This is a genomic window from Ruegeria sp. BB9 (assembly GCF_056539345.1).
In genome coordinates this window covers 504,135-526,066 of sequence record NZ_JBQFUU010000003.1, presented here as the reverse complement: position 1 = coordinate 526,066, position 21,932 = coordinate 504,135, and the positions used below count along the sequence as shown (strand labels likewise).

The following is a 21,932-nucleotide window of genomic DNA, read 5'->3' as shown; positions in this document are numbered from 1 at the left end:
GTGTTTCACGTGAAACATTCGGAGTTTGACGTCGTCGTTATCGGAGCGGGGCATGCGGGGGCAGAGGCGGCTCATGCCGCCGCGAGAATGGGCGCGAATACGGCGCTGGTCACGCTGTCCGAGACGGATATCGGCGTCATGTCCTGCAACCCGGCAATTGGAGGGCTGGGCAAGGGTCATCTGGTTCGTGAGATCGACGCGCTGGACGGCGTTATGGGGCGGGTCGCAGACCGGGCAGGTATCCAGTTTCGCCTGCTCAACCGCCGCAAGGGGCCGGCCGTTCAGGGGCCACGCGCTCAGGCTGACCGGGCATTGTACCGGGCCGCCATGCAGGCGGAAACGCGGAAGCGTCAAAACCTGACCGTCGTGACCGGCGAAGTCGTTGATTTTCGGATGGACGGAAAGCGTGTTGCCGGGGTTGTGCTGGGCGATGGTTCGGAGATTCCTGCGAAGGCGGTGATTCTGACGTCAGGTACGTTCCTTCGGGGGGTGATTCATATCGGCGATACCCAACGCCCTGGCGGACGCATGGGTGACCGGCCCTCGGTCAGGTTGGCCGAACGTCTTGACAGTTATGACCTTCCGATGGGCCGTTTGAAGACCGGAACCCCGCCGCGTCTGGATGGGCGTACAATTGACTGGAGTGGTCTGGAGCGCCAGGAAGGGGATGCCGATCCCACCTTGTTTTCTTTCCTGTCGAAGGCGGTAGAAGCGCCTCAGATCGCGTGCGGGATCACCCATACCAACAGCCGCACCCATGACATCATCGAGAAAAACCTGAAGCGCTCGGCCATGTATGGTGGTCATATCGAAGGCGTTGGCCCGCGCTACTGCCCTTCGATCGAAGACAAGATTGTTCGGTTTGCGGACAAGGACTCCCACCAGATTTTCCTGGAGCCTGAAGGGGTTAATGACCACACGGTGTATCCAAACGGGATTTCGACTTCGCTGCCTCAGGATGTACAAGTTGAGTATGTCCGATCCATCAAAGGCCTTGAGGCTGCAGAGATCCTGCAGCCGGGTTATGCTATCGAATACGACTATGTGGACCCACGTGCGTTGAACGCGTCCTTGGCCTTGCCGGAGATCCCAGGACTATATCTTGCGGGGCAGATCAACGGAACCACAGGGTATGAGGAAGCGGCCGCTCAGGGTCTGGTCGCGGGCCTGAATGCGGCGCTGGAAGTTCAGGGGCGAGACGTAATTCATTTTACCCGAGCCAATAGCTATATTGGTGTCATGATCGACGATCTGACCACACGGGGCGTAGCGGAACCTTATCGGATGTTCACCTCGCGCGCCGAGTTCCGTCTGTCCTTACGCGCCGACAATGCGGATCAACGCCTTACGCCGCAAGGCCTGGAAATTGGGTGTATATCGGATCATCGCCGCCTGGCTTTTGAAACAAAAATGGAAAAGCTGGGCGCTGCGAAGTCAGTACTAACCGAAAGGACTTATACCCCCAAGGAAATTCGCGCAGCTGGCATCGAAGTGAATCAGGATGGTAACCGCAGGGACGGAATGGCAATCTTGGCTTTTCCGAACGTGTGCTTCGAGGACCTTGTGCCGCTGATCCAGCAGCTGGAGGATGTCGACCAAGACACCCGTCGGCAGATCGAAAGGGACGCGCTATACACCAACTACATAGCTCGGCAACAACGAGATGTCGAAGCCATGAAGCGCGACGAAACCCATGCCATACCTGCGGATTTTGACTATTCCTCGCTCACAGGCCTTTCGAATGAGTTGAAGCAGAAGCTGTCAACCGCGCGACCAGCAAACATTGCCCAAGCGAGCCGCGTGGAGGGTGTTACACCTGCTGCTTTGACCTTGGTACTGGCGAAACTCAGAAGCAGTCAGAGAGCAAAAAAGGCATGAACGGCGACTCGTGCGCTTCGCCCGATGGCTTGAATGTTTCACGTGAAACATTCGAAAAGCTGTCAATCTTTGTCAATCTACTGCGAAAGTGGAATCCGAAGATAAACTTGGTTTCGCGCAGCACTCTGCCTGAGGTTTGGTCGCGGCACGTAAAGGACTCGATCCAGGTCTTTCATTTGGTTGAGCCAAAGAATCACTGGGTCGATCTGGGTAGCGGTGGCGGATTTCCCGGGCTGGTCTGCGCGATACTGGCCTCTGAAACATCGCCCGAGACGGAATTTACCCTGGTTGAGAGCGATCAGAGAAAATCGGCGTTTTTGCGGACCGTCATTCGAGAAACCAAGGCCAACTGCTCGGTGATTTCAAAGCGGATCGAGGTTGTGGATCCCTTGGGCGCTGATGTCCTGTCCGCAAGGGCGCTCGCGGACCTGACGACCTTATTGTCATTTTGTGACAGGCATTTAAAGGAAGATGGAGTGGCCGTGTTTCCCAAAGGCGCCACCTGGAAAAAAGAAATCGACGCGGCACAACGGGAATGGAGTTTTACCACGGAGCCGGCTAATAGTTTAACTGACCCCCAAGCTGTCATCCTGAAGATCAAAGGAGTCTCACGTGGTTGATCTGTCGCGCCCTGCAGGACCTCGTATCATGGCGGTTGCCAATCAGAAGGGTGGGGTCGGCAAGACTACGACAGCAATCAATCTGGCGGCGGGTTTGGCCGAGGCAGGATGCAAGGTTCTGGTCGTGGATCTGGACCCGCAGGGAAATGCGTCCACCGGGCTTGGGGTCGAGGATCGTGATTGGACCACGTATGATTTGATCCTGGACGAGGCGCCCTTGGAGGCCGTCGTGCAGGAAACCGAAATCGAAAACCTCAGTATCGTTCCGGCCACGGTTGACCTCAGCTCGGCCGATATTGAGCTGATCTCGAATGAAAAACGCAGCTACTTGCTGCACGACGCGCTCAGGCAACCGGCGATCGACAAGTTCGGTTTTGATTTCGTTCTGATCGACTGCCCGCCGTCCCTCAATCTGCTGACAGTCAACGCGATGGTGGCGGCGCACTCGGTGTTGGTTCCGTTGCAAAGCGAGTTCTTTGCGCTGGAAGGCCTGTCGCAACTGATGCTGACGATTCGAGAGGTTCGCCAGTCTGCGAATCCAGACCTCAGAATCGAAGGTATTGTGTTGACCATGTATGACAACCGCAACAACTTGTCCCGGCAGGTCGAAAAGGATGCGCGTGACAATCTGGGAGAGATGGTATTTAAAACCAAGATACCCAGAAATGTCCGGGTCAGCGAAGCGCCGTCATTTGCACTTCCGGTCCTTCAATATGACTCGGGGTCTCTGGGGGCGATGGCGTACCGGCATCTGGCACGCGAAATCATGCAAAAGAACAAAAAAGTGGCTGCCTGAGCGGCTGTCAGGAGGGCGAAGTGAGCGCCAGAAAAGGAAAACCTCGCGGATTGGGGCGCGGCTTGTCCGCCTTGATGGCGGATGTATCACAGGATCCTGAAGGCCGGGTCACAGCTGAACCACGTCGGCCAGACATGAAGGTTCCGATCGAGAAGCTGCGGGCAAACCCGAATCAGCCGCGCCGCACATTTTCACAGGATCAACTGGACGAGCTTGCTGCCTCGGTCAAAGAGAAAGGGATCATCCAGCCCCTGATCGTTCGCCCGGTCGGCGGCGGCGAATATGAAATCGTCGCGGGTGAGCGCCGCTGGCGCGCCGCGCAGATGGCACAGTTGCACGACATTCCGGTCGTCGTGCGCGAATTTGACGACACCGAAGTACTTGAAGTCGCCATCATCGAGAATATCCAGCGCGCTGATCTAAACGCAGTGGAGGAGGCCGCTGGCTACAAGCAGTTGATGGATCGGTTCGGTCACACCCAGGAAAAGCTGGCCGAAGCCCTGGGTAAGAGCCGCAGCCATATTGCCAACCTTCTGAGGCTGCTTTCACTGCCAAGTGACGTTCAAGCCCTTGTTATTGAAGGTAAAATTTCGGCCGGACACGCGCGCGCCCTTATCACGGCGGATAATCCGTCCGAACTGGCGAAAATTGTCGTGAAAGACGGCTTGTCAGTCCGCGCGACCGAGGCGCTGGTCAAGAAGCAACAACAGGGCGACAAGGATCGTCCCGCACCGCGGTCGCGGGACCTCAATGCAGGTAAGGACGCGGATACGCGGGCTTTGGAAAAAGACCTTTCTGCGATTCTGGCGATGAAGGTGGTCATCAACCACAAGCCCGGAACCGAGACCGGGCAGGTGGTGTTGACCTATGAAAACCTGGATCAACTGGATGATCTGTGTGCCAAGCTCAGCCGTTAGGGCGTGACCAGATAAAGATCATCACCGCGCCCAAGGTCACGGCCTGAATAATCAGGACATGGCTGGGCACAGAGACCAAAACCGACAAACCAAAGACGGCGGCAACCGACAGGGTCGCCGCCTTTTTTGCGGCTGGCCGGATAGCGCCCGAGGTTTGCCAATCAAGGATCAACGGGCCGAAGGTTCGGTGAGACATCAGCCAGTTGTGCAGCCGGGAAGAAGAGCGCGCGAAACAGAAGGCGGCCAGCAATAGGAACGGAACGGTGGGAAGCAGGGGCAGGGCAACACCGATCATGGCCAACGCAACGCAGAGCAATCCCAGTGTGGCCCACAAATAGTGCATGTCTAATCCAGCAACTCACGGATCACCGCATTGAGAACCGCGCGGCCGTCAGCAGTTGCGGAAACGCGGGGTCCGTCTTGGGCGATCATTCCGATGTCTTGCAGGTAGTCCAGTTTGGGTTGTGGCAAAGGGTGCCCGGACAGGCGATTGAAACGGTCCATATATAGACCTTCAGTCAAGCGAAGACACATCATGAGGTATTCATTCGCTTGTTCTTCGTCGGTCAGTGGGGTCCGCAGCTTCTCGCCATTTCCCTGCTCGGCGGCATTCAGCCACGCGTTCGGTGCCAGATGGGTTTCGGTTGCGATCCGTTGGCCATCTACTGTGATCCGTCCATGGGCGCCCGGTCCGATGCCGACATAATCGCCATAGCGCCAATAGATCAGGTTGTGCCGCGACTCGGCCCCGGGAACGGCGTGGTTCGACACCTCGTAGGCGGGCATGCCGTGGGCTTCGCAGACCTCTTGCGTGGCCACGTACATGTCGGCGGCGTTGTCGTCCTCGGGCAGGCCACGCAGCTTGCCGACCGAGTAGCGGTCGCCAAAGGCAGTGCCTGCCTCGATGGTCAGCTGGTACAGTGACAGATGGTCGATCGCCATCGACAGCGCCTCGGTCAGCTCGGCGCGCCAGGCTTCAAGCGTCTGGTACTGGCGGGCATAGATCAGGTCGAAGCTGACCCTGTCGAAACAGGTGCGGGCAATGTCGAAGGCGGCGCGTGCCTCGGCCACGCTATGGATGCGGCCCAGCCGCCTTAGATCTTCGTCATTCATCGCCTGAATGCCCATCGAGATCCGGTTCACGCCCGCATCGCGATAGGCGGCGAACCGTCCGGCTTCGACCGAGCCGGGATTGGCCTCGAGCGTGATTTCCATGTCATTGGCGGGTCGCCATAGGCTGCGGGCGGTGTCGATCACGGCGGCGACGGTTTCGGGCGCCATCAGCGATGGGGTGCCGCCGCCAAAGAAGATCGTGTTCAGAACCCGGTCGGGGGTTTCGGTGGCCGAGCGCTTCAGCTCGGACAGATATGCGTCAAGCCATTGTTTTTGATCAATATTTCTGGAAACATGGCTGTTGAAATCGCAATAGGGGCACTTGGCCTCGCAAAAGGGCCAATGCACGTACAGGCCAAAGCCCCCGTTGCGCCAATCATCCGCCAAAACAGCCTTTCACGAACAGCTCCACCGCGCGACCACGGTGGCTGATCTTGTTCTTTTCCCAGCGATCCATCTCGGCAAAGGTAATGTCGAATCCGTCAGGGACGAACATCGGATCATAGCCGAACCCGTCCTTGCCACGGATCGGCCAGACCAGATGACCGGGTGCGACGCCCTCGAACACCTCGTCATGGCCGTCGGGCCAGGCCAGAACCAACGTACAGCGGAACTGAGCGGTGCGTGGATGCGGAGCGTTGCGCGCCTCAAGCTCGGTGTGGGCGCGAGTCATGGCCATCAGGAAATCGCGACCATTTCCGGTTTCGGCCCAGTCGGCGGTGTACACGCCCGGCGCGCCATCCAGCGCATCGATGGTGATTCCGGAATCGTCGGACAGGGCCGGCAGGCCAGTGGCCAGTGCGGCCGCGTGGGCCTTGATGCGCGCGTTGCCGACGAACGTGTCCTCGGTCTCTTCGGGTTCGGGCAGGTTCATCTCGGCCGCGCCCACGACGGTCACGCCAAAGGGCTCGAGCAGATGGGCCATCTCCTCGAGCTTGCCTTTGTTGTGCGTGGCCACCAGCAGCCGATCACCTTCGAACCGGCGGGTCATGCGGTGGCGGCCTTTTGCGCGGCCACCAGCTCGGACACGCCTTTTTCTGCCAGTTCCATCAGCTGATCCATCTGCGCGCGGCTGAAGACCGAACCTTCGGCGCTCATCTGCACCTCGATCAGCTTGCCCGAGCCGGTCATGATGAAGTTTCCGTCAACGCCGGCCTCGCTGTCTTCGGGATAGTCCAGGTCCAGAACGGGCTGGCCGGCATAGATGCCGCACGATACGGCGGCGACCGGATCGACCAGCGGGTCCGTGATCACGTCGCCGGCCTTCATCAGCTTGTTCACCGCCAGCCGCAGCGCGACCCAGCCGCCGGTGATCGAGGCGCAGCGGGTGCCGCCATCGGCCTGCAGCACGTCACAATCGACGGTGATCTGGCGTTCGCCCAAGGCGACGCGGTCGACCCCGGCGCGCAGGGCGCGGCCGATCAGACGCTGGATCTCGACGGTCCGGCCACCCTGTTTGCCGCTGGCGGCCTCGCGCCGCATCCGGGTGTTCGTCGCGCGGGGTAGCATGCCGTATTCGGCGGTGACCCAGCCCAGGCCTGACCCCTTGATGAAAGGCGGCACACGATCCTCGATCGTGGCAGTGCACAGAACATGGGTGTCGCCGATCTTGATCAGGCAGGAACCTTCGGCGTGTTTGGTAAACCCGGTCTCGATTGAAACCGGGCGCATTTCGCTTAAATCTCGTCCAGAGGGTCGCATGAGATATCCTTTGTCTGCTGGCTTGGGGATAACGCCCGGCATGGCAGCGATGCAACCCCGATTGACCTTTCTGTTGGCAGCTATTTAATGGCCACCCAGCAAGGGAACCACCGATGAGTGAAGCGAGCAAAATTCTGGACGAGTTGAACGACCGGTCGCGGGAAGTGTTTCGCCTGATCGTCGAAAGCTATCTGGAAAGCGGTGAGCCTGTCGGCAGCCGCACCCTCAGCCGGTCGCTCAGCGAAAAAGTCAGTGCGGCAACGGTTCGCAATGTCATGCAGGATCTCGAATTTCTGGGCCTTTTGGGCAGTCCGCATGTCAGCGCCGGCCGGGTGCCCACACAGGTCGGGTTGCGCATGTTCGTCGACGGCCTGCTTGAAGTTGGCGACCTGGGCGAGGACGACCGCAAGAAGCTGGATGAAACACTGGGCAGCAATTCCGGTGATGTCAGCGGTATGCTGGATCGCGTCGGGGCTGCCTTGTCGAACGTCACGCATGGCGCGTCGCTGGTGCTGACACCCAAGCACGAATCCGAAATCAAGCATATCGAGTTCGTTTCCCTGGGTCATGACCGGGCCCTGGTGGTTTTGGTTTTCGCAGATGGCCATGTGGAGAACCGGCTGTTCACGCCACCTCCGGGTCAGACGCCCAGTTCGATGCGTGAGGCCGCCAATTTCCTGAACGCCCTGATCGAGGGACGGAAACTGTCTGATGTGCGCCGGATGATCCAGACCGAAATCGCAGCGCGCAGGCAAGAGATCGACGTGCTGGCCCGCGAGCTTGTGGAAAGCGGCCTTGCGGCCTGGGAGGGTGAGGCGTCGGACTCGGCGCGTCTGATCGTGCGCGGGCGGGCGAATCTGCTGGGCGAAACCGGTCAAGAAGAGGAGCTGGAGCGAATCCGGGTCTTGTTTGACGATCTGGAACGCAAGCGTGACATTGCCGAATTCCTCGAATTGACCGAGGAAGGCGAAGGTGTGCGCATTTTTATCGGTTCCGAGAACAAACTTTTCTCACTTTCGGGTTCCTCTTTGGTGGTGTCTCCTTATATGAACGCTGATCGAAAGATAATCGGCGCCGTTGGCGTGATCGGGCCGACCCGTCTGAACTATGGGCGGATCGTGCCGATCGTGGACTACACGGCGCAACTGGTTGGGAAGCTGATTTCCGATCGGAGCTAGAGGGTAAAAGATGGCAGAGCCGAAGAACGAAGACTTTCTGGACGACATTGCAACTGCCGAGGCGGAAGAACTGGCCGAGGAGATGGCCGAGATCAGCGAAGAAGCGCTGGAACTGGATGCCCTGAAGGCCGAGCGCGACGAGTTGCGCGACAAGTTCATGCGCGCCCTCGCGGATGCGGAAAACGCACGCAAGCGTGGCGACAGGGCCCGCCGCGAGGCCGAACAGTATGGTGGGTCCAAACTGGCGCGCGACATGCTGCCGGTCTACGACAACATGAAACGAGCGCTCGAGGCGGCTACGGACGAGCAGAAAGAGGTCGCAGCCGGCCTGATCGAAGGTGTCGAGCTGACCATGCGCGTGTTGAAGGACGTATTCCAGAAACACGGGATCGAGGTCATCACACCCGAGGTTGGCGACAAGTTCGACCCGAACCTGCACGAAGCCATGTTCGAAGCCCCGGTGCCGGGCACCAAGGCGGGCGAGATCATCCAGGTCTCGGCCGAAGGTTTCATGCTGCATGACCGCCTGCTGCGTCCGGCGCAGGTGGGGGTCAGCTCGACCCCGGCCAGCTGACGGGCCAGTGCTTCAGTGACAATTGAATGGGGCGGTCAGGATCTGGCCGCCTCTTTCAGTTTGTAGATCAGGTCCAGTGCTTCGCGGGGGGTCAGCTCGTCCGGCAGGATCTGGTCCAGCATGTCGGTGACCGGCGAGGCCTTCGCAACCGGTGGCGGCGGGGGCGGTGCGGCGGAAAACAGCGGCAGATCATCGATCAGCGCCTTTTGCTTGCCGCCCTCGCGCTCGGTCTTCTCCAACTGGTCCAGAACCACGCGTGCGCGCTCGACCACCGAGGCGGGCAGGCCGGCCAATTGCGCGACCTGCACGCCGTAAGAGCGGTCGGCCGCGCCCTTGTGAACCTCGTGCAGGAAGATCACTTCGCCCTCCCATTCCTTGACCGCGACGGTCGCATTTTCGACGCCCTCCAGCTTGCCGGCCAGCGCGGTCAGTTCGTGGTAATGCGTGGCGAACAACGCCCGGCAGCGGTTGGCGGCGTGCAGATGTTCCAGCGTGGCCCAGGCGATGGACAAGCCGTCATAGGTGGCGGTGCCGCGCCCGATTTCATCGAGGATCACCAGCGCCCGGTCATCGGCCTGGTTGAGGATCGCCGCGGTTTCGACCATCTCGACCATGAAGGTCGATCGCCCCCGCGCCAGATCGTCGGAGGCGCCCACGCGGCTGAACAGCTGGCTGACCAGCCCAATATGGGCGCGTTCGGCCGGAACGAAACTGCCCATCTGCGCCAGCAGCGCGATCAGTGCGTTCTGGCGCAGGAAGGTCGATTTACCGGCCATGTTGGGGCCGGTCAGCAGCCAGATGGCCGCACCGTCCTCGGCGCTGAGGTCGCAGTCATTGGCGATGAAGGCATCACCGGATTGCTGGCGCAGCGCATGTTCCACAACCGGATGACGCCCCGCAACGACATCAAAGGCGCGGGAGCCGTCCACCTGTGGGCGGCACCAGTTCTCGCCCCGCGCCAGATCGGCCAGCGCGGTGGTCAGGTCCAGTTCAGCCAACCCGCGCGCGGCCTGATTGATGCGGGCAGCCTGCGCCAGAATCTCGTCGGAAAGCCTTTGATAGAGCCGCTTTTCGACCTCAAGCGCCAGGTTGCCGGCGTTCAGGATGCGGGTTTCGATCTCGCTGAGCTCAACCGTGGTGAACCGCACCTGGTTGGCGGTGGTCTGGCGATGAATATAGGTCTCGCTGAAGGGCGGGTTCAGCATCTTTTCGGCATGGGTGGCCGTGGTCTCGATGAAATAGCCCAGCACGTTATTGTGCTTGATCTTCAGCGAAGCGATGCCGGTATGTTCCGCGTATTTTTGCTGAAACCCGGCAATGACCGAGCGGCCTTCGTCGCGCAGGGTGCGGGCCTCGTCCAGCTCGGCGTCGAAACCGGGGGCGATGAAGCCGCCATCGCGTGCCAGCAGCGGCGGATCGGCGACCAGCGCCTGATCCAGCAGGCCGAGCAGATCGTCGAAGCCCACGAGGTTCTGCACCGCGGTCGCCAGCAGCACCGGCAGATCCTGACCGGCACAGATTTCGGCAATCGCCTGCGCCTGCGCCAGCCCGTTGCGGATGGCAGCCAGATCGCGCGGACCGCCTCGCTCGAGCGACAGGCGCGACAGGGCGCGGTCCAGATCGGGCGTTTTGCGCAGCGCCTCGCGCAGATCGGCGGCGATCAGGCTGTCCTGGGCGGCAAAATCCACCGCATCCAGCCGGGCATGGATCACATCCAGATTGCGCGAGGGGCTGGACAGGCGTTGTTCCAACAGGCGCGCGCCGCCCGGGGTCACCGTCCGGTCCACCACCGACAGCAGCGATCCGGCCCGTCCGCCCGACAAGGACCGTGTGAGTTCCAGATTGCGGCGGGTGGCTGCGTCGATCTGCACGACGCGATCCTCGGATTCCTTCATCGGCGTCTGCAGCAGCGGCAATTTGCCCTTCTGCGTGATTTCCAGATAGTCGATCAGCGCGCCCATGGCGGAAATCTCGGCCCGCCCAAAGCTGCCGAACGCGTCCAGCGTGCCCACGTGAAACAAGCCGCAGATGCGTTTTTCTGCCGCAGTGCTGTCGAAACTGGCCCGCCCGATGGGGGTGAGCGCGATGCCCAGGTCTTGGACCGTGTCGCGCAGACTGGCCTCGGATCCATCGGCCACGATCAGCTCGGACGGGGCCAGCCGGGCCAGCTCGGGGCTGAGGCGGACCGAGGTCAGCGGCATCACGTGAAACGCCCCGGTCGAGATGTCGGCCCAGGCCAGCGCGGCCTCGTCGCGCACCTCGGCATAGGCGGCCAGAAAGTTGTGGCGGCGGGCCTCCAGCAGGGCGTCCTCGGTCAGGGTGCCGGGGGTGACAAGGCGCACGACATCGCGCTTTACCACCGATTTAGAGCCTCTTTTCTTAGCCTCGGCCGGGCTTTCCATCTGTTCGCAGACGGCGACGCGAAAGCCCTTGCGGATCAGCGTCAGCAGATAGCCCTCGGCCGAATGTACCGGCACGCCGCACATGGGGATATCTTCGCCATTGTGCTTGCCGCGCTTGGTGAGGGCGATGTCCAGCGCCTCGGCGGCGTTCACGGCATCCTCGAAGAACATCTCGTAGAAATCGCCCATGCGGTAAAACAGCAGGGCGTCTTTGTGGGCCTCTTTGATTTCCAGGTATTGCGCCATCATCGGCGTGACGTTGGACAAGGCTGCTCCCCTCTGGCGTATTCCGGCGCGACCTTACAAATCCCCCAACCGCGACGAAAGGTGAAATCGCATAGTCGTTGAGGCGCGCCCCCGGCTGCGGTATGAGGCGAAAAGCCCCCAAGTCATGGAACCGACCGTCACAATGCCCAAAGCGAAGATCACCAAAGAAGAGGCGCTGGCCTTTCACCTGGAACCCACCCCCGGCAAGTGGGAGGTGCAGGCCACCGTTCCCATGACCACGCAGCGCGATCTGTCGCTGGCCTACAGCCCCGGGGTGGCGGTTCCGTGTGAAGCCATCGCGGAAAACCCCGAGACCGCCTATGACTATACCAACAAGGGCAACCTGGTGGCCGTGATCTCGAACGGGACGGCGGTTCTGGGGCTGGGCAATCTGGGCGCACTGGGCAGCAAGCCGGTGATGGAGGGCAAATCCGTCCTGTTCAAACGCTTCGCCGACGTGAACTCGATCGACATCGAGCTGGACACCGAGGACCCCGACGAATTCTGCCGTGCAGTGCGGCTGATGGGGCCAACCTTCGGCGGCATCAACTTGGAAGACATCAAGGCGCCGGAATGTTTCATCATCGAGCAGCGCCTGAAGGAAGAGATGGACATCCCCGTCTTTCACGACGACCAGCACGGCACGGCGGTGATCTGCGCGGCGGGGCTGATCAACGCGCTGCACATCTCGGGCAAGAAGATCGAGGATGTGAAGATCGTCCTGAACGGGGCCGGAGCGGCGGGAATCGCCTGTATCGAACTGCTCAAGGCGATGGGTGCCCGGCATGAAAACTGCATCGTCTGCGACACCAAGGGCGTGATCTATCAGGGCCGGACCGAGGGCATGAACCAGTGGAAATCGGCCCACGCGATTTCGACCGAGCTGCGCACGCTGGAAGAGGCCATGAAGGGCGCCGACGTGTTCCTGGGCGTATCCGTCAAAGGCGCGGTCACGCAGGAGATGGTTGCCAGCATGGCCGACAATCCGGTGATCTTCGCCATGGCCAACCCCGATCCGGAAATCACCCCGGAAGAGGCGCACGAGGTGCGCGTTGACGCCATCGTGGCCACCGGACGCAGCGACTACCCCAACCAGGTCAACAACGTTCTGGGCTTTCCCTACCTGTTCCGCGGGGCGCTGGACATCCACGCCCGCGCCATCAACGACGAGATGAAGATCGCCTGCGCCCACGCGCTGGCCCGGTTGGCGCGCGAGGATGTGCCCGACGAGGTAGCACTGGCCTATGGCAAATCGCTGACCTTCGGGCGCGACTACATCATTCCCACGCCGTTCGATCCGCGTCTGATCCATCGGATTCCGCCCGCGGTTGCGAAGGCCGGGATGGACACAGGCGCGGCCCGGCGGCCGATCATCGACATGGAGGCCTATGAGCTGAGCCTCAAGTCGCGCATGGACCCGACCGCCAGCATTCTGCGCGGCCTGAACGCCCGGGCCCGTGCGGCACAAAACCGGATTGTCTTTGCGGAAGGTGACGACCCCCGCGTTTTGCGTGCGGCGGTGATGTATCAACGGTCAGGATTTGGCAAAGCCCTGGTGGTGGGCCGGCACGATGACGTGAAAGCCAAGCTCGAGGCCGCTGGTCTGGGTGACGCGGTGCGTGAATTGGAGGTGATCAACGCCGCCAACACACAGCACCTGCAAACCTACAAGGACTTTCTCTACAAACGCCTGCAGCGGCGCGGGTTCGATGGCAAGGACGTACATCGCCTCGCGGCCCGCGACAGGCATGTGTTTTCCGCGCTGATGCTGGCCCATGGGCACGCCGACGGGTTGGTGACAGGCGCAACACGGAAATCGGCGCATGTTCTGGACCAGATCAATCACGTATTCGACGCCGACGCTGCCCATGGCGCCGCCGGGATCACCGCGCTGTTGCACAAGGGCCGGATCGTGCTGATCGGCGACACGCTGGTGCATGAATGGCCCGACGAGAACGATCTGGCGACGGTTGCCGAACGCGCCGCCACGGTTGCCCGCCACATGGGACTGGAGCCTCGGGTGGCGTTTGTAAGCTTCTCGACCTTTGGCTATCCGGTGTCCGAACGGACCGAAAAGCTGTACAAGGCCCCGCAAGTGCTGGAAGCGCGCGGCGTCGATTTCGAATACGAAGGCGAGATGACCGTCGACGTGGCGCTGAACGCCCACCAGCAAGAGGCCTATCCCTTCTGCCGCCTGACCGGGCCGGCCAACATCCTGATCGTGCCCGCGCGGCACTCGGCCTCGATTTCCACCAAGCTGATGCAGGAAATGGCCGGAGCCACGGTGATCGGCCCGATCCTGACCGGCATCGACAAGCCGATCCAGATCTGTTCGACCGGCTCGACCGCGAATGACATCCTGAACATGGCCATCCTGGCCTCGTGCGACATGGCGTGATCCGATGGCAATCTGGAACCTGGGCTCGATCAATGCCGACATGGTCTATGCGCTGCCGCACCTGCCGGCGCCGGGTGAAACCCTGGCGGCCAGCGGGTTGCAGCGGTTTCTGGGCGGCAAGGGCGCGAACATGTCGGTTGCCGCGGCGCGGGCCGGGGCGCATGTGCGCCATGTCGGCGCCGTGGGGGCCGACGGGCTGTGGGCGCGTGATCGGTTGACCGAATACGGGGTCGACACGCGGCACATCGCGCAGGTCGACCAGCCCACAGGCCATGCGATCATCGCCGTGGATGCGCAGGGCGAAAACCTGATCATCCTGTACCCCGGCGCCAACCACGCAATCGGGGCCGATCAGGTTTCCGCCGCGCTGACAGACTCTGACACGGGCGATCTTCTGGTTTTCCAGAACGAGACCACCGCACAGGTCGAGGCCGCGAAGCTGGGCCGCGAGCGGGGTCTGACGGTGTGCTATGCAGCAGCCCCCTTCAGCGCGCCGGCGGTGCAGGCGGTGCTGCCCTATCTGGATTTCCTGATCCTGAACGAGGTCGAGGCCGCCCAGCTGCAACAGGCCACGGGGCTGGCCCCGGCCGATCTGCCGGTCCAGCATGTCATCGTCACGCTGGGGTCAAAAGGCGCCCGCTATCATCAACGCGGCCAGGCGGCGGCAGAGTTTCCCGCCCACAAGGTCAAGGCCGTGGACACGACCGGGGCCGGGGACACCTTTACCGGATATGTCCTGGCCGGAATGGACCGGGGGATGCCGATGGCGCAGGCCATCACCCAGGCCAACCGGGCCGCTGCGCTGATGGTGATGCGGCCTGGTACGGCAGACGTCATTCCCGATCTGAAAGAGGTGCGCGAGGCCGCGCTGGATTAAGATCCGGCAAACGGTGCGGCTTTGCCCCACAATTGTCGGACCCGCGCATCGCGGCCGCAGGCCTTGCGATAGGCCTTGTAGGCATTCAGCTGGCGTTTCGGCCCGAACCGGGTGAACACCAGCTTTTTGCCCTTGTAGTAATCCTGATGATAGTCCTCGGCCGGATAGAACGCCCCAAGCGGCAAGACCGGAGTCACGATGGCCCGACCCAGCGCACGCTGCGCATCGGCTTTGCTGCGCTCGGCCAAAGCTTTTTCGCCTGTGTTAGAGACGAAAATCGCGGTGCGGTAGCTGTCGCCCCGGTCACAGAACTGCCCGCCCGCATCGGTGGGATCGACCGAGCGGAAGAACAGGTTCAGCAGGGTTTCACGGGAAACACGGGCCGGATCGAAGGTGATCTGCACCGCCTCGTAATGACCGGTGCCGCCGCTCGTGACCTGGCTGTAGGTGGGGTTCGGAGTCGTGCCGCCGGTATAGCCCGAAACCGCCTCGATCACGCCGGGTACGGATTCGAAATCGGCTTCGACGCACCAGAAACAGCCGCCCGCCACGGTCAGCGTCTCGGTCCCGGCCGCAGGGGCCGGCTGAGCGCGCAGGATCAGCGCCAGCGCAATCAGTGCAAACAGAAGGGTCAGCTTGATCTGGTCGAGGCAACGGGTCATGGCGGACCTCCTTTCCGCCTCAGGCTGACGCGCAACGGGGCGGCTGGCAATCGGTTGAAACCGTTTGTCACGCGGTGGTGAGACGAGTTTATCGCCTAGCCCAGCAGCTGCCCCAGCTTCATCGCGACGCCCATGTCGCCCGAGATCTTGAGCTTGCCCATCATCACCCCTGTCATCGGGTTCAGCTTGCCGGTCAGCAGCTTGCCCAGGTTCTCGCGCGAGATGCGGATGGTGCAATCGGTCTCGCGGTCCTGGGTGGTGGCCGTGTTGTCGGCCAGCACGATCACGCCATCGGCGCCGCAATCGAATTTCAACGAGCCGTCAAAGCGCTTGTCGGCCAGTCCCTTCTGGATTCCCTCGGCGATCTCCTGCAGCATCCCTGCCTCCCTATTTCGCACTTGCGTTCGGGGTGACAGAGGGCAGGGGCCGGGGCAAGCGTGACCTTACGGGAAACCGCTCAGCCCAAGGCTTGTTGCGTGCGCGGGCAGGGCTGCCCGTCATAGAACGCATCCAGAACCGCCTGGAATTCGGGCGGAGCATCGGGCACGGCGGCGAACAGGGTCATGGACGACCGCAGCTTCTTGGCATCGACCTTGCCCAGAATCTCGGCCGGGTCCTTGCCTGCGTGGGTCAGCAGCAGCCGGGCCACCTCGGACAGGCGGCGGCGCAGTTCGGGGTGGGCAAGATAGGCGGCAGCCTCGCCCAGATCCTCGATCCCGTAGAGCTGCGCCATGTGCGACTGGCCCAACTCGGCCAGTTGCGGAAAGACGAACCACATCCAATGGCTGGTCTTCTGTCCCTGTTCCAGTTCGCGCAGGACATCGGACCAGACCGTGTCCTGCGCTTCGATGAACATTTCCAGTTCGTCGTCCAGGCCGTCATCCTCGGTCACTTGGACAACCGCTTGTCGCGTGCCGCCAGCAGCTTGAGCCGCAGTGCGTTCAGCTGGATGAAGCCGGCGGCGTCTTTCTGGTCATAGGCACCGGCGTCTTCCTCAAAAGTCACATGCGCCTCGGAATACAGCGAGTGATCCGACCAGCGGCCCACGGTCGAGGCCAGACCCTTGTACAGCTTCACGCGAACGGTGCCGGTGACGTGTTCCTGGCTTTTGTCGATGGCGGCCTGCAGCATCTCGCGCTCGGGGCTGTACCAGAAGCCGTTGTAGATCAGCTCGGCATATTGCGGCATCAGCTGGTCCTTCAGGTGCATCGCGCCGCGGTCCATGGTGATGGATTCGATGCCACGATGAGCTTCCAGCAGGATGGTGCCGCCCGGTGTTTCATAGATGCCGCGCGACTTCATGCCCACGAACCGGCCCTCGACAAGATCCAGACGACCGATGCCGTGCTTGCCGCCGTATTCGTTCAGCTTGGTCAGGATGGTGGCGGGGCTCATCGCCTCGCCATTGATGCTGACCGGGTCGCCTTTTTCAAAGCCGATCTCGATATATTCGGGCTCGTTCGGGGCGTCCTCGGGGTGGACGGTGCGCTGATAGACATAGTCGGGCGCCTGAACGGCGGGATCTTCCAGAACCTTGCCCTCGGACGAGGTGTGCAGCAGGTTTGCGTCCACCGAGAAGGGCGCCTCGCCGCGCTTGTCCTTGGCGATCGGGATCTGGTGCGCCTCGGCGAATTCCAGCAGCTTGGTGCGGCTGGTCAGGTCCCACTCGCGCCAGGGCGCGATCACCTTGATGTCGGGGTTCAGCGCATAGGCCGCCAGTTCGAACCGCACCTGGTCATTGCCCTTGCCGGTGGCGCCATGCGCCACCGCGTCAGCGCCGGTTTCCTTGGCGATCTCGATCAGGCGCTTGGAAATCAGCGGACGCGCGATCGAGGTACCCAGCAGGTACAGCCCTTCGTACTGCGCATTGGCGCGGAACATGGGGAAGACGAAATCGCGCACGAACTCCTCGCGGATGTCCTCGATATAGATGTTCTCGGGCTTGATCCCCAGCAGCTCGGCCTTCTGGCGGGCGGGCTCAAGCTCTTCGCCCTGACCCAGATCGGCGGTGAAGGTCACCACCTCGCAGCCATACTCGGTCTGCAGCCATTTCAGGATGATCGAGGTATCAAGGCCACCGGAATAGGCCAGAACAACTTTCTTGGGCGCGGACATCTGACTTCCCCTTATGCGTAAGACGATTGGCCCCTAGCGGGTTTTCGACGTGGGGGCAAGAAGCTGTGGATTGACCGGGCGGCGGAATTGCAGTCAAACGGTATCAACCGTGGATTGATTAAGGAAATTTCGGAATGCTCGGATGGAATATTTTTGCCCACTCGCTTCGGATGGTTTTTGGCAATCTCAAGCAGGTGGCGCAAATCGTTATCGGTCCGGCCGTAATTGGAACGGTTGCGATCATCGGCCTGTTCATGGTGTCCGGAATTCCACTCGAGGCATTCGATGACAATCCGAACGGGCTACCGCCGGGGGTGAATCCGGGGGCCCTTATTCTGTTCGCGTTTCTCCTATTCGTCGTGATGGTCCTCATCATGGGCTGGATCGCGGTGGCCTGGCACAGATACATTCTTCTGGAAGAGTATCCTTCCGGCGTGCTGCCTACCTTTCGGTTCGATCGCATTCTGGCCTATTTCGGACGCGGGCTGATGCTGGGGATCCTTATGGCATTTGCGTTCCTGCCGATGGGGATCCTGACAGGCATGCTCGGCGAAGGACTGATTGCCATTTCGATCATCCTGACCATCGGCTACCTGGTTTTCCTGGCTATTTGCTTCTATCGGCTGTCGATCATCCTGCCGGCTGCGGCAATCGGCCAGCCGATCACGTTGAGCGAGGCATGGAACAACACTCTGGGTACCGCTGGAACAATCGTCGTTCTTATCGTGGTCTCGTTCCTGTTTCAGTTCCTGGTTCAGCTGGCGATCGGAGTTTTGTCGATCATTCCGGTACTGGGTGTATTGATCGCCCTGTTTTTCGGGATCCTGATCCTGCCGATGATCAACGTCAGCATCCTGACCACGATGTACGGCGTGTTCATCGAAAAGCGCGAACTGGGCTGAGAACCCGTACACCGATGTATTCCTTGCCCTTGTCGGCCTGATGGGGCAGGGAATGCGGCATGAGTGATTTCATGACCCGCGCCCGCGCCGCCGAACAGGCGATGCGCACCGTGTTTCCTGCAACACCGTTGCAGCGCAATGCCCATCTGTCCGAGAAATACGACGCCGACATCTGGCTGAAACGCGAAGACCTCAGCCCGGTGCGGTCCTACAAGATCCGTGGTGCGTTCAACGCCATGCGCAAGCAGCAGGGACAGGACCTGTTCGTCTGCGCCAGCGCTGGCAACCACGCGCAGGGCGTGGCCTTTATGTGCAAGCACATGGGGGTCAAAGGCGTGATCTTCATGCCGGTGACGACACCTCAGCAAAAGATCCAGAAGACCCGAATCTTTGGTGGCGACAACGTCGAGATCCACCTGACCGGCGACTATTTCGACCACACGCTTGCCGCGGCTCAGGACTGGTGTGCGCAGCAGGGCGGGTATTTCCTGTCGCCGTTCGACGATGACGACGTGATCGAAGGGCAGGCCTCACTGGCCGTGGAGATCGAAGAACAGCTGGGCCGCCTGCCCGATCACGTGGTGCTGCCGGTGGGCGGGGGCGGCATGTCCTCGGGTGTGGCGACGTGGTTCGGCGACCGTACCCATTGCCTGTTCGTCGAACCCGCGGGCGGGGCCTGTTTGCGCGCGGCGCTGGCGGCGGGCCATCCGGTGGCGCTGGACAAGGTGGACAATTTCGTCGACGGCGCGGCGGTGGGCCGGATCGGCGACAAGCCGTTCCAGCTGTTGCGTGACCGGCACCTGTCGGACGTGATCGTTCTGTCCGAGGACCGCATTTGCACCACCATGATCGAGATGTTGAACGTCGAAGGCATCGTGCTGGAACCCGCCGGCGCTCTGGCGATCGAGGCGGTGGGCGACGTCCAGAGCTTTGTGCGCGGCAAGACGGTCGTCTGCGTCACCTCGGGCGGGAATTTCGATTTCGAGCGTCTTCCCGAGGTCAAAGAGCGGGCGCAGCGCTACTCGGGCGTCAAGAAGTACTTCATCCTGCGCCTGCCGCAGCGTCCCGGAGCACTGAAGGAATTTCTGAACATCCTCGGCCCCGAAGATGACATCGCCCGGTTTGAATACATGAAGAAATCAGCGCGCAATTTCGGTTCAGTCCTGATCGGGATCGAGACCAGCAAGCCGGACAATTTCCTGCGCCTGTTCGCGCATCTCGACGATGCCGGGTTCGTCTATACCGACATCACCGAGGACGAGACGCTGGCGCAGTTTGTGATCTGACCGATTACAGGTTGTCCTTTAAGCCGGACATGAATTCCGCGCGCGAGCGGTCAAAAGCCGCGATGACCGCGTCCAGATCGACTTCCGCCCCATGGCCCGCAGAAGCGCGCCGTTCGCCATCCTGACAGAGTTTGGACAGGCTCTCAAAACCAAGGCTCAATGCACTGCCCTTGAGGAAATGCAGGTTCTGCTCAAGCGCGGATCGGTCGGTGTCCGACGTCAAGCGGCCCATGACCTCACCGACTTCATCCAGAAAAATCCGGACGACCTCGTCGAACTCCTCGGACCCGACTTCATCACGCAGCTGGCGCACCCTTGGCCAGTGTATCATCACCGTCCTCCACCTTGACCGAAACCGTCTCTGAATACCGGTCCGGGGTAAAATCCGGGTTAAGCCACTGCGGTGAACAGCTTTCATCGGTTGTTAAGCCGAGCGCCGTAGCTTTGCCCCACCCCAGTTGGAAAATACGCAGAGGTTTCGCGTGCGAGTGTCCAGCCAAATTGAGGCCAAGGCTGACCTGGATTTTGGAGCCATCCGGACTGTGCTGGTGGTCGATGACAGCCGCCTGCAACGCCGTATTCTGGTGGCGTCGCTGAAGAAATGGGGATTCACGGTTGTCGAGGCCGACAGCGGTGAAGAAGCGATCGAGATCTGTAAAAAGGCCCTGCCTGATCTGGTGCTCAGTGACTGGGTGATGCCGGGCATGGGCGGGCTGGAATTCTGCCGCGCGTTTCGCGCGTTGGAGAACGACCAGTATACCTATTTCATCCTTCTGACCTCAAAAAGTGAGAAGCAGGAAGTCGCGCGCGGTCTGGATGCCGGTGCGGATGATTTCCTGATCAAACCGCTTGAAGCAGACGAGTTGCGGGCCCGCATTTCGGCAGGGGCCCGCATTCTTGATATGCAGCGCGAGCTTTCGGACAAGAACCGGTTGATCGAAACCGCATTGTCCGAACTGCGCCTTGCGCATGACGCCATCGACAAGGATCTGATCCAGGCGCGCAAGATACAGGAATCACTGGTGCCGGAACTCTATCGGGAATTTGGCAGGTCCCGGGTCAGCCTGCTGCTCAAACCCTGCGGCCACATCGGGGGTGACCTGGTGGGGATGTTTTCGCCGGGCGCGAACCGGATCGGGTTCTACAGCATCGATGTCTCCGGCCACGGTATCACGTCAGCAATGATGACGGCGCGGTTGGGCGGGTATTTGACCAGCCAGCATTTCGATCAGAACGTCGCAATGGAGAAGCGGTTCAACAAGTTCTACGCCTTGCTGCCACCCGAGCAGGTGGCCGCCATCCTGAATGCCCGCCTGATGGCCGACACGGGGATCGAGGAGTATTTCACCATGGTCTACGCCATCGTGGACCTGCGCAACGGCCACCTGAGGATGGTTCAGGCTGGGCACCCCCATCCACTGCTGTTGCGCCGGACCGGCCGGGCAGAGTTCCTTGGGGATGGCGGCCTGCCCATCGGATTGCTGCCCGATGTGGCGTTCCAGCAGACCGAAACCTATCTGCAGCGCGGTGACAAGCTGCTGTTGTACTCGGACGGCTTCACCGAATGCCGTGTCAAAAACGGTGATCTGCTCGATGAGGACGGGCTGCAACGGATGGCGCTGGAATGTCTTGGTGCGAACAGCGGGCCTGAGTTTCTGGACGACATGTTCTGGCGATTAACTCAGGGTATGCCGCCGGGTGCCGGGATGGAGGATGACGTTTCAGCCGTGTTTTTCGAGTACAACGGAAACTAAAGCCCAGATAGATGCAGCCGCGCGAAGTGCCGGTCGCCTGCATTGCCCAACATGTGAACCGCATCGCCGGTGTTCATCCAAACCGCCTCGTGAAAGGGTTCGGTCGGTGGTCCTTTGCGTTGAACCGGGCGAGCGCGGTAGATCAGACAGACCTTCTCGGCCCACAAATCATATTCGGGCATGTAGGTGAATCGCCGAAACGCACCAACCCGCCGCGGGTCCGCGATCGACCATCCGGTTTCTTCGAACACTTCGCGATGCAGGGCGACTATTGGCGACTCGCCGGGGTCGATCCCGCCACCGGGCAGCTGCAAGTCGGGTCCGGGTTCGGTCTGGCAGGTCAGCAGCAGGCTGGCCCCGCGCGGCAGCAGCGCATAGACGCCGACCCGGCGCGTGTATTTCCGTCCCGGTTCCGGGGTTTCGCCGAACCGTCTGATCATGTAAGGACCCTTTCAACCCCGAATGTACGACCTATATGGTGGCGATATGCCA

The 21,932-nt window shown here is 61.3% G+C and carries 22 protein-coding genes; 11 read left to right on the top strand and 11 right to left on the bottom strand.

All coding sequences use genetic code 11. The features are described 5' to 3' along the window. Nucleotides 1-9: 9 nt before the first annotated feature. Genes mnmG through ACR0FC_RS13440 form a run of 4 tightly spaced genes read left to right on the top strand, consistent with a single transcriptional unit; the run spans nt 10 to nt 4,211 of the window. The gene (gene mnmG / locus ACR0FC_RS13455; protein ID WP_170341446.1) at nt 10-1,878 is read left to right on the top strand and encodes a tRNA uridine-5-carboxymethylaminomethyl(34) synthesis enzyme MnmG; all 1,869 of its coding nucleotides are present in this window, start codon (nt 10-12) and stop codon (nt 1,876-1,878) included. Then, nucleotides 1,875-2,498, top strand: a complete 624-nt coding sequence (rsmG, locus tag ACR0FC_RS13450) for a 16S rRNA (guanine(527)-N(7))-methyltransferase RsmG (RefSeq protein WP_170340683.1) — start codon at nt 1,875-1,877, stop codon at nt 2,496-2,498. The genes mnmG and rsmG overlap by 4 nt, the downstream gene beginning before the upstream one ends. Further along, complete coding sequence (locus ACR0FC_RS13445; protein WP_315901682.1) at nt 2,491-3,294, top strand: ParA family protein; 804 nt, start codon at nt 2,491-2,493, stop codon at nt 3,292-3,294. Before rsmG ends, ACR0FC_RS13445 begins: the two co-directional genes overlap by 8 nt. A 20-nt stretch (nt 3,295-3,314) precedes the next feature. After that, complete coding sequence (locus ACR0FC_RS13440) at nt 3,315-4,211, top strand: ParB/RepB/Spo0J family partition protein (RefSeq protein WP_170340687.1); 897 nt, start codon at nt 3,315-3,317, stop codon at nt 4,209-4,211. On the opposite strand, the gene ACR0FC_RS13435 is transcribed toward ACR0FC_RS13440, so the two are convergent. The 4 genes from ACR0FC_RS13435 to rph are packed head-to-tail and all read right to left on the bottom strand — an operon-like array spanning nt 4,201 to nt 7,025. Next, entirely contained in the window at nt 4,201-4,554 is a 354-nt protein-coding gene (locus ACR0FC_RS13435; RefSeq protein ID WP_093963898.1) for a YbaN family protein, read from the bottom strand. The genes ACR0FC_RS13440 and ACR0FC_RS13435 overlap by 11 nt on opposite strands. A 2-nt stretch (nt 4,555-4,556) precedes the next feature. Further along, complete coding sequence (gene hemW / locus ACR0FC_RS13430) at nt 4,557-5,711, bottom strand: radical SAM family heme chaperone HemW (RefSeq protein ID WP_170340689.1); 1,155 nt, start codon at nt 5,709-5,711, stop codon at nt 4,557-4,559. Beyond that, nucleotides 5,701-6,315, bottom strand: coding sequence for an RdgB/HAM1 family non-canonical purine NTP pyrophosphatase (rdgB, locus tag ACR0FC_RS13425; protein WP_170340690.1), 615 nt, complete (start codon nt 6,313-6,315; stop codon nt 5,701-5,703). Before rdgB ends, hemW begins: the two co-directional genes overlap by 11 nt. Next, the gene (gene rph, locus ACR0FC_RS13420) at nt 6,312-7,025 is read right to left on the bottom strand and encodes a ribonuclease PH (protein ID WP_005979825.1); all 714 of its coding nucleotides are present in this window, start codon (nt 7,023-7,025) and stop codon (nt 6,312-6,314) included. Before rph ends, rdgB begins: the two co-directional genes overlap by 4 nt. Nucleotides 7,026-7,138: 113 nt before the next feature. Between rph and hrcA the strand changes: the two genes are divergently transcribed. Further along, nucleotides 7,139-8,203 (top strand): heat-inducible transcriptional repressor HrcA, encoded by a 1,065-nt coding sequence (hrcA, locus tag ACR0FC_RS13415; protein WP_093963901.1) that lies wholly within the window; start codon nt 7,139-7,141, stop codon nt 8,201-8,203. A gap of 10 nt (nt 8,204-8,213) precedes the next feature. Then, complete coding sequence (locus ACR0FC_RS13410) at nt 8,214-8,777, top strand: nucleotide exchange factor GrpE (protein ID WP_093963902.1); 564 nt, start codon at nt 8,214-8,216, stop codon at nt 8,775-8,777. Nucleotides 8,778-8,812: 35 nt separating this feature from the next. Here ACR0FC_RS13410 and mutS read toward each other — a convergent pair whose 3' ends face one another. Then, complete coding sequence (gene mutS / locus ACR0FC_RS13405; protein ID WP_170341447.1) at nt 8,813-11,428, bottom strand: DNA mismatch repair protein MutS; 2,616 nt, start codon at nt 11,426-11,428, stop codon at nt 8,813-8,815. A 160-nt stretch (nt 11,429-11,588) separates the two neighbouring features. On the opposite strand from mutS, the gene ACR0FC_RS13400 reads away from it, so the two are divergent. Together ACR0FC_RS13400 and ACR0FC_RS13395 are read left to right on the top strand one after the other, a co-directional pair. Next, nucleotides 11,589-13,844, top strand: a complete 2,256-nt coding sequence (locus ACR0FC_RS13400; protein WP_170340692.1) for an NADP-dependent malic enzyme — start codon at nt 11,589-11,591, stop codon at nt 13,842-13,844. Nucleotides 13,845-13,848: 4 nt separating this feature from the next. Continuing rightward, on the top strand, nt 13,849-14,721 hold the full coding sequence (locus ACR0FC_RS13395; protein WP_170340694.1) for a ribokinase: 873 nt from the start codon (nt 13,849-13,851) through the stop codon (nt 14,719-14,721). Here the strand turns inward: ACR0FC_RS13395 and msrA are convergent. From msrA to ACR0FC_RS13375, 4 genes are all read right to left on the bottom strand, one after another. Continuing rightward, nucleotides 14,718-15,383: a peptide-methionine (S)-S-oxide reductase MsrA gene (msrA, locus tag ACR0FC_RS13390; protein WP_170340696.1), complete on the bottom strand. Its 666-nt coding sequence runs from the start codon at nt 15,381-15,383 to the stop codon at nt 14,718-14,720. The two genes, ACR0FC_RS13395 and msrA, sit on opposite strands and share 4 nt — an antisense overlap. Before the next feature lie 95 nt (nt 15,384-15,478). Beyond that, nucleotides 15,479-15,760, bottom strand: a complete 282-nt coding sequence (locus tag ACR0FC_RS13385; RefSeq protein WP_005979840.1) for an SCP2 sterol-binding domain-containing protein — start codon at nt 15,758-15,760, stop codon at nt 15,479-15,481. 80 nt (nt 15,761-15,840) lie between these two features. Next, nucleotides 15,841-16,239 (bottom strand): DUF1810 domain-containing protein, encoded by a 399-nt coding sequence (locus ACR0FC_RS13380; RefSeq protein WP_170341448.1) that lies wholly within the window; start codon nt 16,237-16,239, stop codon nt 15,841-15,843. Nucleotides 16,240-16,271: 32 nt separating this feature from the next. Beyond that, the gene (locus ACR0FC_RS13375; protein ID WP_093963907.1) at nt 16,272-17,498 is read right to left on the bottom strand and encodes an argininosuccinate synthase; all 1,227 of its coding nucleotides are present in this window, start codon (nt 17,496-17,498) and stop codon (nt 16,272-16,274) included. Nucleotides 17,499-17,632: 134 nt separating this feature from the next. On the opposite strand from ACR0FC_RS13375, the gene ACR0FC_RS13370 reads away from it, so the two are divergent. After that, nucleotides 17,633-18,400, top strand: a complete 768-nt coding sequence (locus tag ACR0FC_RS13370) for a hypothetical protein (RefSeq protein ID WP_170340697.1) — start codon at nt 17,633-17,635, stop codon at nt 18,398-18,400. A gap of 59 nt (nt 18,401-18,459) precedes the next feature. Further along, a complete protein-coding gene (gene ilvA / locus ACR0FC_RS13365) occupies nt 18,460-19,686 on the top strand; it encodes a threonine ammonia-lyase IlvA (protein ID WP_170340699.1) in 1,227 nt (408 codons plus the stop codon). A gap of 4 nt (nt 19,687-19,690) precedes the next feature. Here ilvA and ACR0FC_RS13360 read toward each other — a convergent pair whose 3' ends face one another. Further along, nucleotides 19,691-20,017: an Hpt domain-containing protein gene (locus tag ACR0FC_RS13360; protein ID WP_170340701.1), complete on the bottom strand. Its 327-nt coding sequence runs from the start codon at nt 20,015-20,017 to the stop codon at nt 19,691-19,693. Between the two features lie 157 nt (nt 20,018-20,174). On the opposite strand from ACR0FC_RS13360, the gene ACR0FC_RS13355 reads away from it, so the two are divergent. After that, complete coding sequence (locus tag ACR0FC_RS13355) at nt 20,175-21,440, top strand: PP2C family protein-serine/threonine phosphatase (RefSeq protein ID WP_170340703.1); 1,266 nt, start codon at nt 20,175-20,177, stop codon at nt 21,438-21,440. On the opposite strand, the gene ACR0FC_RS13350 is transcribed toward ACR0FC_RS13355, so the two are convergent. Continuing rightward, nucleotides 21,437-21,880 carry an NUDIX hydrolase gene (locus ACR0FC_RS13350; protein WP_170340705.1) on the bottom strand — a complete coding sequence of 148 codons (444 nt, stop codon included), beginning with the start codon at nt 21,878-21,880 and terminating at the stop codon, nt 21,437-21,439. The two genes, ACR0FC_RS13355 and ACR0FC_RS13350, sit on opposite strands and share 4 nt — an antisense overlap. Between the last annotated feature and the right edge of the window lie 52 nt (nt 21,881-21,932).

Coding starts and splice junctions, on each gene's coding strand:
- rsmG (WP_170340683.1), top strand. CDS start 1,875: ATGAACGGCGACTCGTGCGCTTCGCCCGATGGCTTGAATGTTTCACGT.
- ACR0FC_RS13435 (WP_093963898.1), bottom strand. CDS start 4,554: ATGCACTATTTGTGGGCCACACTGGGATTGCTCTGCGTTGCGTTGGCC.
- rdgB (WP_170340690.1), bottom strand. CDS start 6,315: ATGACCCGCCGGTTCGAAGGTGATCGGCTGCTGGTGGCCACGCACAAC.
- rph (WP_005979825.1), bottom strand. CDS start 7,025: ATGCGACCCTCTGGACGAGATTTAAGCGAAATGCGCCCGGTTTCAATC.
- hrcA (WP_093963901.1), top strand. CDS start 7,139: ATGAGTGAAGCGAGCAAAATTCTGGACGAGTTGAACGACCGGTCGCGG.
- ACR0FC_RS13410 (WP_093963902.1), top strand. CDS start 8,214: ATGGCAGAGCCGAAGAACGAAGACTTTCTGGACGACATTGCAACTGCC.
- mutS (WP_170341447.1), bottom strand. CDS start 11,428: ATGATGGCGCAATACCTGGAAATCAAAGAGGCCCACAAAGACGCCCTG.
- ACR0FC_RS13400 (WP_170340692.1), top strand. CDS start 11,589: ATGCCCAAAGCGAAGATCACCAAAGAAGAGGCGCTGGCCTTTCACCTG.
- ACR0FC_RS13395 (WP_170340694.1), top strand. CDS start 13,849: ATGGCAATCTGGAACCTGGGCTCGATCAATGCCGACATGGTCTATGCG.
- msrA (WP_170340696.1), bottom strand. CDS start 15,383: ATGACCCGTTGCCTCGACCAGATCAAGCTGACCCTTCTGTTTGCACTG.
- ACR0FC_RS13385 (WP_005979840.1), bottom strand. CDS start 15,760: ATGCTGCAGGAGATCGCCGAGGGAATCCAGAAGGGACTGGCCGACAAG.
- ACR0FC_RS13380 (WP_170341448.1), bottom strand. CDS start 16,239: ATGTTCATCGAAGCGCAGGACACGGTCTGGTCCGATGTCCTGCGCGAA.
- ACR0FC_RS13375 (WP_093963907.1), bottom strand. CDS start 17,498: ATGTCCGCGCCCAAGAAAGTTGTTCTGGCCTATTCCGGTGGCCTTGAT.
- ACR0FC_RS13370 (WP_170340697.1), top strand. CDS start 17,633: ATGCTCGGATGGAATATTTTTGCCCACTCGCTTCGGATGGTTTTTGGC.
- ilvA (WP_170340699.1), top strand. CDS start 18,460: ATGAGTGATTTCATGACCCGCGCCCGCGCCGCCGAACAGGCGATGCGC.
- ACR0FC_RS13360 (WP_170340701.1), bottom strand. CDS start 20,017: ATGATACACTGGCCAAGGGTGCGCCAGCTGCGTGATGAAGTCGGGTCC.
- ACR0FC_RS13350 (WP_170340705.1), bottom strand. CDS start 21,880: ATGATCAGACGGTTCGGCGAAACCCCGGAACCGGGACGGAAATACACG.